Genomic DNA, 16403 nt, shown 5'->3' with positions numbered 1-16403 from the left:
GCGGCTATGTGGGGCATCTCTCGGTGCTCGGCAAGGATTCGAATGGCTCCGGAACAGGCTAGGCAAAGGATCGTAACGATCCCTTCACATCGCGGTCGGGATGCGTCAAAAGGCGGCGATGCTGAAAAGGCTGGCCGATGACCACACGCTTCCACTTTGAAAAACTCGCCCAGGACGGCAAGGCACGGCTGGGCCGCATCTCCACCCCGCGCGGAGACATCAGGACGCCGGCCTTCATGCCGGTGGGCACGGCCGCGACGGTCAAGGCGATGATGCCCGAAAGCGTGGCCGCCACGGGCGCCGATATCCTGCTGGGCAATACCTATCACCTGATGCTGCGCCCGACGGCGGAACGGATCGACCGGCTGGGCGGGCTGCACAAATTCATGAACTGGGAGAAACCGATCCTGACGGATTCAGGCGGCTTTCAGGTCATGTCGCTCGCCGACCTGCGCAAGCTGACAGAAGAGGGCGTGACCTTCCGGTCCCATGTCGACGGCTCCAAACATCACTTGACGCCGGAACGCTCGATGGAGATCCAGCGGCTTCTCGGCTCCGATATTGTGATGTGTTTCGACGAATGCCCCGCGCTGCCGGCGGACCGCAGCCGGATCGAAGACTCGATGCGCCTGTCCATGCGCTGGGCCCTGCGCTCGCGCGAGGCCTTTGGCGACCGGCCCGGACATGCGCTTTTCGGCATCCAGCAGGGCGGGCTGGAAGAGGACCTGCGCGCGGAAAGCGCCGCCGAGCTCCGCAAGATCGGCTTCGAGGGCTATGCCATCGGCGGGCTGGCCGTGGGCGAGGGGCAGGAGGCCATGTTCGCCTGTCTCGACTATGCGCCCGACCAGCTGCCTGAGGACCGGCCGCGCTACCTGATGGGCGTCGGCAAACCCGACGACATCGTCGGCGCGGTCAAGCGCGGCGTGGATATGATGGACTGCGTCCTGCCCTCCCGGTCTGGGCGCACCGGCCAGGCCTGGACCCGGCGCGGACAGGTCAACATCAAGAACGCCCGCCACGCCGATGACCCGCGCCCCCTGGATGAGGACTGCAGCTGCCCGGCCTGCCGTAACTATTCCCGCGCCTATCTGCACCATGTGTTCCGCGCGCAGGAGATGATTTCCGGCATGCTGCTGACCTGGCATAATCTGCACTATTATCAGGAACTGATGGCTCAGATGCGGAACGCGATCGCCACAGGCACATGGGCGGAGTTCGAGGCCGCCTTTCACGCAGCCCGGGCCGATGGCGATCTGCCGGCTCTCTGACGCGGGTCGTTCTGCGCGCCGGCTTTGATACCAGGCGCGGGCGCCGTGATGTCTTGCCCGGCCACAGGCCCCTGCAAAGGGCGCGGCTATCCCAGGATATTTCGATCAGGATGACAGGCCATCCGGCTTCATCTTTCCCAAAATACTCCCGCCGGAGGCATCCGCCCTCTGGCCTCGCGGCGCGCGCCGGGCCATGGTGCAGGCGATGAACAAGACCCGCGCCCCTCTCCGTCGTGGCTGGTCCACAGGCGCCTGCGCCGCTGCGGCGACCCGGGCGGCCTTGCTCGACCTGTGGTTCGGCGAGCGGCCCGGGACAGTCAGGATCACCCTGCCACGGGGCGAGACGCCGGACTTTGTCATTGCCGAGCGGGACGCAGGCCAGGGCTGGGCAGAGGCCGCGGTCATCAAGGATGCCGGGGATGATCCTGACGTCACCCATGGCGCGCTGATCCGGGTGCGTGTCGCCCCGTCCGACACAGGCGTCATCTTCCGGGCGGGCGAGGGGGTGGGCACGGTCACAAAACCCGGTCTGCCGGTCCCCCCCGGAGAACCTGCGATCAACCCGGTGCCGCGCGCCATGATGACCGGGATCGTGCAGGAGCTTGCCACCCGGTCAGGTCAGCCCGCGGCGGTTGAGATCACGGTGTCGGTGCCGGATGGCGCCCGCATCGCGCAGTCGACCTGGAACCCGCGTCTTGGCATTGTCGGCGGTCTTTCCATCCTAGGAACCACCGGAATTGTGCGCCCGTTTTCCTGCAGCGCGTGGATCGCCTCGATCCATCGCGGGATAGATGTGGCTCGGGCCGGCGGGCTGACGCATGTGGCCGGCTGCACCGGCGCCACATCGGAAAGCGTCGTGCGTCAGCTCTACGGTCTGCCGGATCACGCGCTTCTGGATATGGGGGATTTTGCCGGCGGCATGCTGAAATATCTGGCCCGTCACCCGGTGGCCCGCGTCACCATCGGCGGCGGGCTGGGCAAAATGACAAAGCTGGCACAGGGGGCCGTCGATCTGCATTCCGCCCGCAGCCAGGTCGACTTTGACGATCTGGCAGCCCGTTTCGGGGCGCCCGGCGCCACCGCGGCGAATACGACACAGGAGGCAGCAGAGATAATCGGCCCCGCACTTGCGCACTGGGTGGCCCAGACGGCCCGCGACCGCGCGGCGGCCTATCTGGGCGCGGCAGTGCAGGTCGACACGGTTGTGATCGACCGCTCCGGCCGGATACTGGCCCAGGCATGATCCTTCTGCTCGCAGGGACAGCCGAGGCGCGGCAACTGGGCGGTTTGCTGCGGTCCGAAGGCATCGTCGCGACGGCATCCTTTGCCGGCATCACCGGCCGGGCCGAGTCCGGCGGGCTGCCGGTCCGGATCGGCGGATTTGGCGGGGCGGACGGTTTCCTGCAGTACGTATCGGACGGGGCGGTCACGTCTGTCATCGATGCGACCCATCCCTTTGCCGCCCGTATCAGCGACCGCACGGCAGGGCTCTGCCACCGGATGGGCCTGCCGTATCTGCGGCTCGACCGGCCGGAGTGGCAGCCGGAGCCGGACGACAGATGGGCTGACATCCTGCGGCCCGAGGACCTGAACACCGTCATTCCGCCGACGGCCCGCGTCTTCCTGGCCGTCGGGCAGAATGAGATCGACCGCTATCGTGGCCTGCGTGCGGCTGCTGTGACGCTGCGCAGCCTGGCCGACGCGACAGACCTGTCGGACCTGCCCCCGGGGTGGCAGGGGATTGCAGCCCGGCCGCCTTTCGCGGCCGATGACGAGGCCGCGCTTTTCGACCGGCTTGGCATCGACTGGCTTGTGACAAAGAATTCGGGCGGCTCTGCCGCCGCGCCCAAGCTTCTGGCGGCCCGGCGGCTGCGCCTTCGGGTGGCCATGATCCAAAGACCGCCGGCGCCCCCGGATGCCCATGTCGTCCGCGATGTGCCATCCGCCCTGGCCTGGGCCCGGGAGATCGCAAAATGAGCCGGATCGACACTGTCGAAGACATCACGCGCGGGGCCCATGCGCTGGCCGCAGCGGATCCGGCCTTCGCGCCATTGACCACCTATGTACCGCCGCTGCGGCGCCGGCCGTCCGGCTTTGCCACGCTGCTGCAGGCGATTGTGGGGCAACAGGTCTCCACCGCCTCTGCCGCGGCAATCTGGGCGCGTGTGGAGGCGGCTGGGCTGACCGAGCCCGAGGCGGTCGAGGCCGCCGGCGAGGCCGGGCTCCGCAGTCTTGGCTTTTCCCGGCCGAAGATCCGCTATGCGCTTGCCCTGGCCACCGCGCGGCTCGATTTCGATGCGCTGGACAGGCTGGAGGACGAGGCCGTGATTGCCAGCCTGACCGCGCTTCCCGGGATCGGGCGCTGGACGGCAGAGATCTATGCGCTGACCGCTCTGGGCCGCGCCGATGTCTTTCCGGCCGGGGATCTGGCCTTGCAGGAGGCGGCGCGCATCCTCTACCAACTGGACGCACGCCCGGATGAACGCGAATTGCGGCAGATGGCGCTGGAATGGGCGCCCTGGCGGGCGGTTGCGGCGCGACTGCTCTGGGAACATTATCGGCTGTCAAAGCAGAGGGAGGGAATACTATGACACGGGTTCTAAACGCAGGGCGCAAGGCGCCTGCCTCGGGCACAGTACGGTCGGTGGTCGTCTTCCTGCATGGCTACGGGGCCAATGGGGCGGATCTGCTGAGCATCGGCGACGTCCTGGCCGAACATCTGCCGGACACGCTTTTTGTCGCCCCAGACGCGCCGGAATCGGTGCCGGGCGCGCCGATGGGATTTCAGTGGTTCCCGATCCCCTGGCTCGACGGCTCATCCGAGGAAGAGGCAGAGCGTGGCATGAGCCAGGCGGTCGACGATCTGAACGCCTTTCTCGATGCGCTGATGGTCGATGAGGACGTGCTGCCGGAACAGGTGGTGCTGTTCGGCTTCTCGCAGGGCTCGATGATGTCGCTGCATGTGGCACCGCGGCGCGAGGACGAGGTCGCGGGGGTCGTCGCCTTCTCCGGCCGGCTGCTGAAGCCGGAGCTGCTGGAGGATGAGGTGATCTGCCGCCCGCCGGTGCTGCTGGTGCATGGCGATCAGGACGATGTGGTGCCGCCCCAGTCGCTGCCCGCCGCCGCCGAAGCACTGCAGACTGCAGGCTGGAAAGAGGTCTATGCCCATATCATGAAGGGCACCGCGCATGGCATTGCGCCCGACGGACTGTCGGTGGCGCTGGCCTTCATGCGGGATAAATGCGGGCTCTGAAGCGGCCCTGGTCGAGATTTTCAGGTTTCGGAGGAGGAGAGACCCATGATCATCATCTGCGGCACCATTGAGGTGACAGAGGCCGGCATCGCGCCCTACAAGGCGGCGGCCGGACCCGCGACGGAGGCCTCGCTGAAGGAGGAGGGCTGCGGCACCTACGGGTTTTACCAGAGCATCGATAACCCCTGTCTCTTCCGCGTCTACGAGGAATGGGAGAGCAAGGAGCACCTGCGCGCGCATGGCGCCTCGGCCCATTTCGCGGCCTTCGGAGCAGCCATCAAAGATATTGTCGTGGCCCGCAAGATCACCATGATCGAGCCGGAGCGGATGCGGGACCTCTGAGGGAGGCTCCCGGCCCGGCCGTCGGGCGGCGGGGGTTTCACGCCCGCCGCCCATTGTGCTTGCACAAATGGCGCATGGTGGACGACCCCCGTGGAGTATTTTCCGGAAAGATGAAGGGGGGGGATTGCCTATTGTCACGGCGGTGTCACGGAATCCCGGTAGCCCTGTGGATAAGCAGCATCTCGGGGGCTTGCCTAACGTCACCCGCGATATATAGTCAAATTTAGGCAGGGGCGGGACACCCCGCCCTGGCTACCATCAGGCAGACCGGGCGGGAGAGCACTTGGAATGGACGGAGATTTCAGAACCGAATTCGTGAGGGACCCCGCGGCGCTGAAGAAGCACCCGGCGCTGGTCCTGAACGCGGATTACCGGCCGCTGTCATATTATCCCCTCAGCCTCTGGCCCTGGCAGGAGGCGGTGAAGGCGGCCTTCCTCGACCGGGTGGATATCGTTGCGGAATACGACACCTGTGTCCGAAGCCCTTCGACCCAGATACGCATACCGTCGGTGGTCGTGCTGAAAGATTACGTAAAACCTCAGAAGCGCGTGGCCTTCACGCGCTTCAATCTTTTTCTGCGGGACGAATTCCGCTGCCAGTACTGCGGCAGCAAGGGCGATCTGACCTTTGACCACGTTGTGCCGCGCGCCTCCGGCGGGATCACCTCCTGGGAAAACGTCGTGGCGGCCTGTTCGCCCTGCAACCTGAAGAAGGGCTCCAAGAGCCTGCGGCGCGCCAACATGTCGCTGCGCAAGCCGCCCCGCGCGCCGGGCGCGGAAGAGCTGCGCAATATGGGCCGGAAGTTCCCCCCCGGCCACCTGCATGAAAGCTGGATCGACTACCTTTACTGGGATGCCGAGCTGGAGGCCTGATCCTCAGGACGCGGTGGCGGCTTCCCGGAGGGCCATATCCTCGGCCAGGGCGCGTGCGACCGTCGGACGTGTGGCGATCCGACCCTGCAGGGCCATGAGCGACGGATAGGCGGTCATGTCGACTTCCACATGCACAGCCCAGCAGAGCACCACGAAGAGATAGGCATCGGCGACGGTGAACTGCGCCCCGGTCAGATAGTCCCGCCCATCGGACAGCACATGTTCCAGATGGCCGAAACGGGGGGGCAGGGACTTGGTCAGGCAATAGCTGCGCATCTCCTCCGGCGCATCCGGGGTGAATTGCGGGGCGAAGAGGTATTTATGCAGCTCTGTCCCGACATAGCTGAGCCATTGCTGCAGCTCGGACCGGGCGAATGTGCCCGTCGGCGGGGCGAGGTCTGCCTCCGGCGCCAGATCGGCCAGGAACTGCAGAATGGCGGCGTTTTCCGTCAGCAGCTGCCCCTCATCCGTCAGCAGGGCGGGAACGCGGCCCTTCCGGGTCACGCCGAAGTAGTCGCCGCCATCGTCGATGAGTTTTGTCATGAGCGTCACCGCGTGAAACCGCACCCGGGCATCCAGGCCCGCTTCGTAAACGGTGATCCGGGAGGCGAGAGAGCAGGAAAGGGGGGAAATATACAGGTCCATGATGGTCCTCACTGTTACATTATGGAATGATAGGTAAAGAAATACTCGAGCGGGTCAAGGATATATTGAATGAGCGTTCCAAAAAAGAATCGAGGCCGCCCCCGGAGCTTTGACGAAGGCGAGGTGCTGGACCGCGCCATGCAGGTCTTCTGGCGTCGGGGCTATGCGGAAACCTCGGTGGCGGATCTGGTGGCGGCAACCGGGCTGGAACGGGCCAGCCTCTATGCGGCCTTTGGCGACAAGCAGGGGCTCTATCTGGCGGTGCTGACGCGCTATACGGCGCGGATGATGGGCCTGTTTGACGCAAGCCTGACAGCGGGCGATCCGGCGGCACGTCTGACGGAATTCTACCGCGCGGCCATCGCCGTCTACAGCGATGACAGCGTCCCGCGCGGCTGCCTGCTGAGCAACACTGCCGGGGTCGCAGCGGCGGAGCTGCCAGCTGTGCGCAGTTTTCTGGAAGACGCGCTGACAGAGGCCGATACCGCCCTCACTGCCTTCCTGAGGGAGCACGGGTTCTCACAGCCGGAAACCCGGGCCGCGCTGGCCCATGCCGTGATGCACAGCGCGGCCCTGCGCCTGCGCGCCGGGACGCCACGGGAGGAGGTGGAGGCCTTTACCCGCCACGCTGTGCCCTTCATCCTTGGATGAACAGACGCGTTGCAGGGCCTTCTTGGAAAGAGAAACACCTGCCGGCGCCCACAGCGTAATCCGGCCTTGTCCCAAAAAAGAAACCCCGGCCGGGGCCGGGGTTGCGGGTCTTCGATCTGGCTAATCTCAGCTGCCGGAGGTGCTGCTTGCCGCAGGCGCAGCTGCGGCGGCCGGAGCCGTAGCAGGCGCGGCCTTGGTCTTGTTCGCCGAGAGCGGATCGTCCTGACGCTGCACGGAGCCTTCGAAATGCGCGCCGCTTTCGATGGCGATGGTCTTGTGGATGATGTCGCCCTCAACCTTGGCGGTAGAGGTCAGGCGGACCTTCAGGCCACGCACACGGCCCACGATCCGGCCGTTGATCACAACATCGTCGGCAATGACTTCGCCACGGATCGTGGCGCTCTCGCCAACGGTCAGCAGATGCGCGCGGATGTCGCCTTCGACCGTGCCCTCGACATTGATGTCGCCGGTGGTCTTGATATTGCCGGTGATATGCAGATCGGAGGACAGAACGGATGCCGGCGGCTTGGCCTTCATCGCGGCGGGTTTGTATTCCGGCGGGGTGGACGATTTCGCCGAGGTGTCGGCCGGGGCGGAGCTGGGGGTCGCGGTTGCGTCCGAAGCTTTGGGGCCGGGTTCGTTGATTTTGCTCTTAGAAAACATCGTTGGCAGCCTTGATATAGATCATCGGGTTAATGGCCTGACCTCCGACCCGCACTTCGTAATGCAGATGGGGGCCTGTGACCCGTCCGGAAGCTCCCATATCACCGATCCGGTCGCCGCGCGATACCCTTTGTCCGACTTTCACGCGGATGCGAGACATATGGGCAAAGCGGGTTTCAATCCCGAACTCATGCTGGATTTTTACCAGCCGGCCATAGCCGGACTGCCATCCCGCATGAATGACGGTGCCATCCGCCGTCGCGTAAAGCGGCGTGCCGACCGGCCCGGCGAAATCGACGCCTGCATGCATGCGGCGCCCGCCATTCTTGGGATCGCGCCGGTAGCCGAACCCGGAGGTAAACCGGTAAGAGCTGTGCACGGGGATCGCAAAGGGCGCCTGTTCGGCGGCAATGCGATACAGGTTCAACCGATCAAGCTGGTTCAGGATACGGTTGGCGCGGCTTGCGTCCAGCGTCGGCAGTTCCCCCATCGTCGACACCGAAATCGGTGTCAGCGGGCCACCCTGGCCGGAATAGCCGCGGCGCACCTGCGCAATGATCTTTTCGGTATTCATCCCGGCAGAGCGGAACATCTTGTCCAGCGGCTTGATGGACACCGTCATGGCTTCTTCGAGCTGACGGAAAATCTGGTCGTTGCGGTCCTGCAGCATCGCGATCTGATGTTCCAGATCGGCGGCATGGTCCAGCGTGTCCTGGGCATTGGCCGTGACACTGTCCCGTTCCTGCGCCGTGGCCGAGAGCGCATCGCTCAGAAACGACAGCGCCTCTTCATTGGCGGCGGCAAGCTGGGTGCCGGGCAGGGCCGCGGCCCCGTCGCCCAGCTGAGCGGTCAGAACCGCCATCTCTTCACGCGCGGCATCGCGTTCTTTCAGCGACCGCCGCAGCGTCGCCTGCACCACGCCAAGGCCGGTTTCCGCCTCTCTCAGCCGGGTTTCGGCGGCAAGCAGATCGGACTGCATCTCGGAGATACGGGCCAGCGCGGTGTTGAACCGACCCTGCGCCGCCAGAGCCTCTTCGGCGCGGGCGTCGCGTTCTTCGGCCATCTCATTCAAACGGTCTTGATAAATCAGCTGGTCGCGGCGGGCCTGATCACGGAAATTGCCGGCCCCGATCCGGTCCATGATCAGGATCGAACTTGCGATGATGGTCCAGGCGACAACCGCGGCAGAGCCGGCGAACCCGATAAGCTGCGTCAGCGGTTTGAGCCTGATGAACCTCGTATCCGCTTCGGATCTGAGAAAGAGTCGTCGCTCAGGAAAATAGCGCTCCAGCAAAGCATGAGCGCGGATTGCCAATCTTGTCCGCAAGATAAGAGTCCTCTGTCCCGTTCCCCTATCCGGCGCCTTATGTCCCCGTGGCGCCGTTGCAACATCGGATACATATTTTACTTGCCCTAGGCAACCATTTTGCCCGTCGCGAATCGGGGTCGGCGAAAGCTTGCGGCTTTTCGGCAATATTTCGCCGATTCAACCTGTTAACGGAAAGGAATTGCGGTCGCGTTTCGGGGGCGTCGGCGGCTGCGGCTGGCCGTCGGTATCGCGCGGCGGGTCAATTCGGCCTGAGCCTGACCGCGCGCCGTGGTCCCGCAGATCGCAGACCCCGTACCGCAGCTGTCCGTGCGCGCTGCAGGTCAGAGCTCCCGAACTGCGGCAAGAACCTCTTCGGCATGGCCATCGACCTTGACCTTGGGCCAGCTGCGGACAATCTGCCCGGAGCCGTCGATCAGGAACGTCGCACGGGTGATGCCCATGAAGGTTTTGCCGTACATCTTTTTCTCGCCATAGACGCCATAGCGCTCACAGACGTCACCCTCCGCGTCTGAGAGCAGCGTCACATCCAGATCGTGCTTGCTGCGGAACTTGGCGTGTTTCTCGACCGGGTCTTTCGAAATCCCCAGCAGCTGCGCCCCGGCGGCGGCAAAATCCCCGGAGAGCGCTGTGAAGTCCTTGTTTTCAATCGTGCAGCCCGGCGTGTCGTCCTTGGGGTAGAAATACAGGACCACCGGCGCAGGACGCAGGCTGGACAGGGTCACGGGGTCGCCACCATCCTGCGGCAGGGTGAAATCGGGGGCGGGGTCGCCGGCGGCGGGCAGGGGCTGCGACATTGTGAAGGGCTTTCCTCGACCTGTTTGATATATTTCCATATTAGGCCTCAATACTGACGAGGAAAGCCCGGGTCACAATCCGGGGCGGAGAAACCGAGTGACGTCAAGCGGATCATACACCGATACGCCGGTGCAGCGTCGCGGCCTGAAGTGGGCCGCGCGGGTCGTCGCGGGATTTGCTCTGGTACTTGTCGCGGCGGTCGTCGCGGCGCTCTTCTGGGTCCGTGAACATGGGCTCACCGCCCCGGACTGGCTGCATGCCAGGCTGGAAGAGAAATTGTCTGAGATCGTCCCGGGCCTCGACGTGGGGGTCGGGGAGGTCCATCTGTCGATATCGGAGGGCTGGCAACCCGACCTGACCCTGCGCAATCTGGCGCTGATACCGCCCGCGCCGGGCGACCCGATCACATTTGACACCGTGACCGGCAGTTTCGATCCGCGCGCCCTGTTCGACGGCGTGCTGCGTCCGCGCAAGCTGTTGGTCCGCGGGGCCAGGATTCACATCGACCGTGCCGCCGATGGCGTCTTTTCCATTGCGCTGGTGCCGATTGACCTGGCCGCCGATCCCGACCGGGCCCGCTCGATCTGGCATTCCATGGACCTGGTGTCCGACATCCTGCGCCGGCCGGCGTTCTCTGCGCTGCGCCAGGTTCAGGGGGAGGCGCTTCTGATCCGCTATGAGGACCGGGTGTCCGGACGTGCCTGGACGGTGGACAGCGGTCTGATCGACCTGACCCGCGATGGCGAGGACCTGCGGCTGCATGGCGATTTCCCTCTGCTTGGCGGCCATGCCTATGCCTCCGCCGTTCAGACGACAGTGACGGGCCGCCTCGGGTCGCATGAGGCCAGCCTGTCCCTGCGGGTCACGGATATGCCGGCCCGTGATATCGCCACGCAGAGCGCGGGCCTCGCCTGGCTGAGCGTGCTGGATGCGCCGATCTCCGGCGCCTTCCGGGTCACCACCACCGGCGACGGTCAGGTGGGGCCGCTCAACGGCACATTGCAGATCGGGGAAGGGGCGATTGCCCCGGATGCCACCGGCGATCCGGTGCCCTTCACTGCCGCCCGGACCTATTTTGAATACATTCCGGATCGGCGTCGACTGCGGTTCGACGAGGTCTCTGTTCAAAGCGACTGGGGCGATGCCGTCGCCGAAGGGCGGATCGACCTGGGCGAGATCTCCGGCGGCGTTCCCGCCTCTATGATTGGCCAGTTCAGGATCGCGCAGATGCGGCTGAACCCCGGCGGTCAGTTTGCGGCCCCCATCCTGCTGGAGGGCGCATCCGCCGATCTGCGTATGACGCTCGACCCGTTCCATATCGACATCGGCGGGATCCGCGTCCGGGACGGCGAGGCCGATCTGAACCTGTCCGGCTGGGTCGCAGGCCGGCCCGAGGGATGGGATGTCAGTCTGAGCGGCCGGATGAACCGATTGGACCGTGACGGCCTGTTACATTACTGGCCGCCCGCCGCGATTGGCCGCACGCGCGACTGGGTGGCCGAAAATGTAACGACCGCACAGGCAAAGGATATCCAGCTGGGGCTGCGTCTGCGACCGGGGCAAAAACCCGATCTCATGCTGGGGCTTGAGTTTGAGAACCTGGCGGCGACCTTCATGAAGACCATGCCGCCGGTGACCGGCGCCTCTGGCCGGATCGAAATGCGGGACAACAGGTTCGTCATAGAGGCGGACAGGGGCGAGGTTCGGCTTCCCGATGATGGCGGTGCGCTGGACATTAGCGGCACCTCCTTCGCCTATCTGGACACCCGCGTGAAAAAGGGGCCCGCGCGCATTCGCCTTTCGGCCAGCGGCGCCCTGCCGGACATGCTGGCGCTGCTGGATCGCCCGCCGTTGAACGCCATGTCCAAGGCGGGCCGGACACCGGACCTGGCCAAGGGCCGGATCGACGCGCGCGCCACCCTCGACCTGCCGCTGCGCAAAGGCGTCAAACTGGAGGAAGTGCAGGCCAGCTACGAGGCAGATCTGCACGAGATCGAAAGCGACAGGATCGCGCCCGGAAAGACCCTGACGGCAGACAAGCTGACCCTGTCCGGCACCCAGTCCGACCTCTCCATCTCGGGCGAGGCGCGACTGAACGGCATCCCGGCAGGCGGCACGTTCCGGGCCGCGCTCGGGCCGGGGGGCGACGCGGCGCTCGACGGCTGGGTCACCGTGTCGGAGGCGGCCAATTCCGCGCTCTCACTGGGACTGGAGCCGGGCATGCTCTCCGGCGCCGGCCGTGGTCAGATGCGCATCGACTTCACCAAGGGAGAGGCGCCACGTTTCAACCTGACCAGCGATCTGAACGGTCTGGGGCTGCGAATCCCGGCGCTCAACTGGTCGCTGGGCCAGGCAAGCCGGGGCAAGGTCGAGGTCACGGGCGCGATGTCGACGCCCCCCCGCATCGACCGCCTGTCTCTGGACCTTCCCGGGCTTTCGGCCGAGGGCAAACTGGTTCTGAACCCGGGCGGTGGCCTGCAGGAGGCCCGGTTCGACCGTGTGCGGGTCGGCGACTGGCTGGATGCGCCGGTTCTGCTGACCGGGCGGGGGGCAGGGCGCAGCCCCGCTATCGCCATCACCGGCGGCAGTGTCGATCTGCGCAAGGCCGATCTTGGTGGCGGCGGCAGCGGCCAGCAGCGCGCGGCGGGGGGCGGCGCTCCGGTGAAACTGACGCTGGACCGGCTTCAGGTCACCGATAGCATCGCGCTGCGCGGGTTCCGGGGCGAATTTGATACAGCGGGGGGCCTGTCCGGCCGGTTCGCGGCATCCCTCAACGGCGCGGCCCCGGTCGAAGGCACGGTGGTGCCGCGCAACGGCGGCTCTGCCGTGCGGATCACCGCCCCGGACGCCGGTGCAGCGCTGTCGGCGGCCGGCCTTCTGGACAAGGGGCGCGAGGGCACGCTCGATCTGTCACTGACCCCCGCTGGCAGCCCGGGCCAATACGACGGTCTGCTCAAGGTGCAGGACATCTGGGTGCAGGACACGCCCACCATGGCCTCCATGCTGTCGGCGCTGTCCATCGTGGGCCTGCTGGAACAGCTGTCCGGGCGCGGTATCCTGTTCAACGATATCGATGCCAATTTCCGGCTGACCCCGTCACAGGTCATCCTTCGATCCGGCAGCGCGGTCGGGGCCTCCATGGGGGTGTCCATGGACGGCGTCTATAACCTGGGGCCCAAGTCTTTGAATATGCAGGGGGTTGTCTCGCCTTTCTATTTCGTGAACCAGATCGGCGGCATCTTTTCCCGCAATCGCGGAGAGGGGCTGATCGGCTTCAACTACAATCTGCGGGGCACGGCTGAGAAGCCGAATGTACAGGTGAATCCGATATCGCTCTTTACTCCCGGCATTTTCAGAGAGATTTTCCGCCGCCCGCCCCCAGAGGTGAACTGACCCCCCGGCAGCCGCTGCCAGAACCCTGGACCAATCCTGCCCTGACAAGCGCAGGCCCGTGACCGACCCCGGAAAGACCATGCCATGCAGCTGAGCGATTTTGACTTCGACCTGCCCGAGGGGCTGATCGCCACCCGGCCCGCGCGGCCCCGTTCCTCTGCCCGGCTGCTGGTGGCCGAAGGCGACCGGATCACCGATGCCGTGGTGCGGGACCTGACCGACTGGCTGCGCCCCGGCGACCGGCTGGTGCTGAACGACACCAAGGTGATCCCGGCGCGCCTGTCCGGAACCCGCGCCCGCGACGGGGCGGAGGGCCGGACGGAGGCCCGGATCGAAGTCACCCTGCTGGAGCCCCGCGCCGACGGCACATGGTCCGCCATGCTGAAGCCGCTGAAGAAGGTCCGCGACGGGGAGGTCATCCGCTTTTCCGACGATCTGTCGGCAGAGGTGACGGGGCGCGAAGACGGGCAGGGCCTGCTGCGCTTCAACCTCGCGGGCGATGATTTCGACGCGGCACTGGCAGAGGCGGGCGCCATGCCTCTGCCGCCCTATATCGCCGCACTCCGCGCGCCCGACAGTCAGGATAAGGAAGATTACCAGACCGTCTGGGCGGAGAAGAAAGGCGCTGTAGCTGCACCGACAGCTTCCCTCCATTTCGATGCGCCGCTGCTGGAGCAGATCGCAGGCATGGGCGTAACCCGCACCCATGTCACCTTGCATGTCGGCGCGGGCACCTTCCTGCCGGTCAAGGTCGATGACGTCACCACCCACAAGATGCATGCCGAATGGGGCGAGGTGACGCCGGAGGCGGCCGCGGAGATCGCCACGACCAAGGCCGCCGGTGGCCGTGTCATCCCTGTAGGCACCACCGCCCTGCGCCTGATCGAAAGCGCCGCCCGCTCCGGCCAGATCGAGCCATGGCGGGGCGAGACCGACATTTTCATCTATCCCGGTTTCACCTTCCACGTGGCTGATGCGCTGATGACCAATTTCCACCTGCCGAAATCGACTTTGATGATGCTCGTCTCCGCCCTGATGGGGCAGGATCGCATCCGCGCGATCTACGACCATGCCGTGGCCGAGAAGTATCGCTTTTTCTCCTACGGTGATGCCTCCCTGCTGATCCCCGGATAGACCCGCTGCCGCAGGCAGACCCGGGAATGACGTTCCCGGACTGGCCAAGGCGGCACGAATCGGGCAGGGCGGAAGGACGTAAGAAGGAGACGCCCATGGTACAGGTTCTGAAATCCGCATGGGCGCTGCTCCTGGGTCTGATGCTGCTGATGGTCGGCAACGGCCTGCAGGGCACGCTGCTGGGTGTGCGCGGCGAGATCGAAGGCTTTTCGACCTTCGAGATGTCCATCGTCATGTCCGGCTACTTCCTTGGCTTCCTCGGCGGGTCGCGCGCGGCGCCCGAGATGATCCGCCGCGTCGGCCATGTCCGGGTCTTCGCGGCCTTGGGCAGCTTCATCTCCGCCATCCTAATCCTGTATCCGACCATCGCCGATCCGGTGGCATGGACCATCGGGCGCGTGCTGATCGGCTTCTGTTTCTCCGGCGTGTACGTCACCGCCGAGAGCTGGCTCAACAACGCCGCCACGAACGAGACCCGCGGTCAGGCGCTGTCGCTTTACATGCTGGTGCAGGTGCTGGGGATCATCGGGGCGCAGGGGCTGCTGCTGGTCGCGGATCCGTCGGGATTTGTCCTCTTTGTCATCCCCTCCGTGCTCGTCTCTATCGCCTTTGCGCCGATCCTTCTGTCGGTCCAGCCGACACCCGCCTTCGAACGCACCGCGCCGATGAACCTGCGCCAGCTCTTCGCCGTCTCGCCGCTGGCCTGCGTCGGCGTCTTCCTGCTGGGCGGGGCCTTTTCGGCGCAGTTCGGCATGGCGGCGGTCTACGGCTCCCAGGCCGGGCTGACGCTGGTCCAGATCTCCGGCTTCATCGCGACCTTCTACGTCGGCGCCACCTTCTTCCAGTTCCCGCTGGGCTGGCTGTCGGACCGGATGGACCGGCGCCGGCTGATCATGCTGGTCTCTGCCGTGGGCACGGCGGGCGCCGTCATCGGTATCCTCTTCGGGTCATTCTACGGGCTGCTGGTCGCGGCCTTCTTCGTGGGGGGCATGTCCAACCCGCTCTATTCCCTGCTGATTTCCCACGCCAACGATTTCCTTGAACCGGCAGAAATGGCGTCGGTCTCGGGGGGCATGCTGTTTCTGAACGGGCTCGGCGCGATCTCGGGGCCGCTGGCCACCGGCTGGATAATGACCGCGCTCGGCCCCTCCGGCTTCTGGGTTTTCATCGCGGTCCTGCTGCTGGTCCTGACGCTTTACGCGCTCTACCGGATGACCCAGCGTCCGGCCCCGAAAATCGAGGATACGGGTGCCTATACGCCGGTCATGATGTCAGCCACCCCGGTCGCGGTTGAGGCCGCGCAGGAATGGGCCGTAGACGCCGCAGAGCACTCTGATCAGGAAGAAAACGTTTCCAAACCATAATGTTAGCGCTCAAGTGGCCGTATTTTCTATTGCGGAATGTCACCAAAGTGTAACAATCATGGTCAGAGCGCGCCGGAGCCGGAGGAGACCATGGCAAGCCCCGAAGACATTCTGAATTTCTGGCTGGATGAGATCGGCCCCAACGGCTGGTACGATGCGGATGACGCGCTGGACCAGCAAATTCGCGACCGCTTCGGCCCGGCCTGGGAAGCGGCGATGGACGGTGCCTACGGTCTGTGGCTGACCTATCCGACAGGCGCGCTGGCCTATCTGATCCTGACCGATCAGTTCCCGCGCAACATGTTCCGGGGGCAGGGCAAAGCCTTCGCCTCCGACCATCTGGCCAAGGCCGTTGCCAAGCGCGCGCTGGAACGCGGCTGGGATCTGAAAATCGACGAGCCGGCCCGGCAGTTCTTCTACCTGCCGCTGATGCATTCGGAAAACCTGTCCGATCAGGACCGCTGCGTCCGGCTTATGGCGGAACGGATGCAGGGCGGCGACGGCAATCTGCTGCATGCCCGCGCCCATCGTGAGGTCATCCGCCAGTTTGGCCGTTTCCCCTACCGGAACGAGGCGCTGGACCGGAAAATGACCAGTGTCGAAACCGCCTATATCGCCGATGGCGGCTACGGTGCGACCGTGCGTCAGCTGCAGGCGGCGGAGTAACCATCGGCGAACAAAGTCGAAAGAAT

16 protein-coding genes are annotated in these 16403 nt (G+C 65.4%); 12 read left to right on the top strand and 4 right to left on the bottom strand.

Annotation, left to right across the window (positions count from 1 at the left end; genetic code table 11):
- Positions 1-137 precede the first annotated feature (137 nt).
- The 7 genes from tgt to ACRARG_RS02310 all read left to right on the top strand — a co-directional run bounded on the left by tgt (position 138) and on the right by ACRARG_RS02310 (position 5736).
- Complete coding sequence (tgt, locus tag ACRARG_RS02340; protein WP_432688367.1) at positions 138-1268, top strand: tRNA guanosine(34) transglycosylase Tgt; 1131 nt, start codon at positions 138-140, stop codon at positions 1266-1268.
- A gap of 205 nt (positions 1269-1473) precedes the next feature.
- On the top strand, positions 1474-2511 hold the full coding sequence (locus ACRARG_RS02335; RefSeq protein WP_432688366.1) for a cobalt-precorrin-5B (C(1))-methyltransferase: 1038 nt from the start codon (positions 1474-1476) through the stop codon (positions 2509-2511).
- Positions 2508-3245: a precorrin-6A/cobalt-precorrin-6A reductase gene (locus ACRARG_RS02330; RefSeq protein ID WP_432688365.1), complete on the top strand. Its 738-nt coding sequence runs from the start codon at positions 2508-2510 to the stop codon at positions 3243-3245. Before ACRARG_RS02335 ends, ACRARG_RS02330 begins: the two co-directional genes overlap by 4 nt.
- Positions 3242-3859: a DNA-3-methyladenine glycosylase family protein gene (locus tag ACRARG_RS02325; protein ID WP_432688364.1), complete on the top strand. Its 618-nt coding sequence runs from the start codon at positions 3242-3244 to the stop codon at positions 3857-3859. Before ACRARG_RS02330 ends, ACRARG_RS02325 begins: the two co-directional genes overlap by 4 nt.
- The gene (locus tag ACRARG_RS02320; RefSeq protein WP_432688363.1) at positions 3856-4521 is read left to right on the top strand and encodes an alpha/beta hydrolase; all 666 of its coding nucleotides are present in this window, start codon (positions 3856-3858) and stop codon (positions 4519-4521) included. Before ACRARG_RS02325 ends, ACRARG_RS02320 begins: the two co-directional genes overlap by 4 nt.
- 45 nt (positions 4522-4566) lie before the next feature.
- The gene (locus tag ACRARG_RS02315; RefSeq protein ID WP_432688362.1) at positions 4567-4863 is read left to right on the top strand and encodes a putative quinol monooxygenase; all 297 of its coding nucleotides are present in this window, start codon (positions 4567-4569) and stop codon (positions 4861-4863) included.
- 288 nt (positions 4864-5151) lie between these two features.
- Entirely contained in the window at positions 5152-5736 is a 585-nt protein-coding gene (locus tag ACRARG_RS02310) for an HNH endonuclease (RefSeq protein ID WP_432688361.1), read from the top strand.
- 3 nt (positions 5737-5739) lie between these two features.
- Here ACRARG_RS02310 and ACRARG_RS02305 read toward each other — a convergent pair whose 3' ends face one another.
- Positions 5740-6381 carry a glutathione S-transferase family protein gene (locus ACRARG_RS02305; RefSeq protein ID WP_432688360.1) on the bottom strand — a complete coding sequence of 214 codons (642 nt, stop codon included), beginning with the start codon at positions 6379-6381 and terminating at the stop codon, positions 5740-5742.
- A gap of 69 nt (positions 6382-6450) precedes the next feature.
- On the opposite strand from ACRARG_RS02305, the gene ACRARG_RS02300 reads away from it, so the two are divergent.
- Positions 6451-7032, top strand: coding sequence for a TetR/AcrR family transcriptional regulator (locus ACRARG_RS02300; protein ID WP_432688359.1), 582 nt, complete (start codon positions 6451-6453; stop codon positions 7030-7032).
- Between the two features lie 126 nt (positions 7033-7158).
- Here the strand turns inward: ACRARG_RS02300 and ACRARG_RS02295 are convergent, their stop codons facing one another.
- The 3 genes from ACRARG_RS02295 to ACRARG_RS02285 form a co-directional block, all read right to left on the bottom strand.
- Positions 7159-7695, bottom strand: a complete 537-nt coding sequence (locus ACRARG_RS02295) for a bactofilin family protein (protein WP_432688358.1) — start codon at positions 7693-7695, stop codon at positions 7159-7161.
- Positions 7685-9022: a DUF5930 domain-containing protein gene (locus ACRARG_RS02290; RefSeq protein WP_432688357.1), complete on the bottom strand. Its 1338-nt coding sequence runs from the start codon at positions 9020-9022 to the stop codon at positions 7685-7687. Before ACRARG_RS02290 ends, ACRARG_RS02295 begins: the two co-directional genes overlap by 11 nt.
- Before the next feature lie 323 nt (positions 9023-9345).
- Positions 9346-9819, bottom strand: coding sequence for a peroxiredoxin (locus tag ACRARG_RS02285; RefSeq protein ID WP_432688356.1), 474 nt, complete (start codon positions 9817-9819; stop codon positions 9346-9348).
- A gap of 97 nt (positions 9820-9916) precedes the next feature.
- On the opposite strand from ACRARG_RS02285, the gene ACRARG_RS02280 reads away from it, so the two are divergent.
- The 4 genes from ACRARG_RS02280 to ACRARG_RS02265 all read left to right on the top strand — a co-directional run bounded on the left by ACRARG_RS02280 (position 9917) and on the right by ACRARG_RS02265 (position 16377).
- On the top strand, positions 9917-13213 hold the full coding sequence (locus ACRARG_RS02280) for a YhdP family protein (RefSeq protein ID WP_432688355.1): 3297 nt from the start codon (positions 9917-9919) through the stop codon (positions 13211-13213).
- A gap of 84 nt (positions 13214-13297) precedes the next feature.
- Complete coding sequence (gene queA, locus ACRARG_RS02275; RefSeq protein ID WP_432688354.1) at positions 13298-14347, top strand: tRNA preQ1(34) S-adenosylmethionine ribosyltransferase-isomerase QueA; 1050 nt, start codon at positions 13298-13300, stop codon at positions 14345-14347.
- A gap of 95 nt (positions 14348-14442) precedes the next feature.
- The gene (locus ACRARG_RS02270) at positions 14443-15711 is read left to right on the top strand and encodes an MFS transporter (RefSeq protein ID WP_432688353.1); all 1269 of its coding nucleotides are present in this window, start codon (positions 14443-14445) and stop codon (positions 15709-15711) included.
- A 90-nt stretch (positions 15712-15801) separates the two neighbouring features.
- Positions 15802-16377, top strand: a complete 576-nt coding sequence (locus ACRARG_RS02265) for a DUF924 family protein (RefSeq protein ID WP_432688352.1) — start codon at positions 15802-15804, stop codon at positions 16375-16377.
- Positions 16378-16403: the final 26 nt, after the last annotated feature.

This window comes from Pseudooceanicola profundi (assembly GCF_050897955.1).
GTDB lineage: Bacteria > Pseudomonadota > Alphaproteobacteria > Rhodobacterales > Rhodobacteraceae > Pseudooceanicola.
This window is presented reverse-complemented; position numbering and strand designations above follow the sequence as displayed.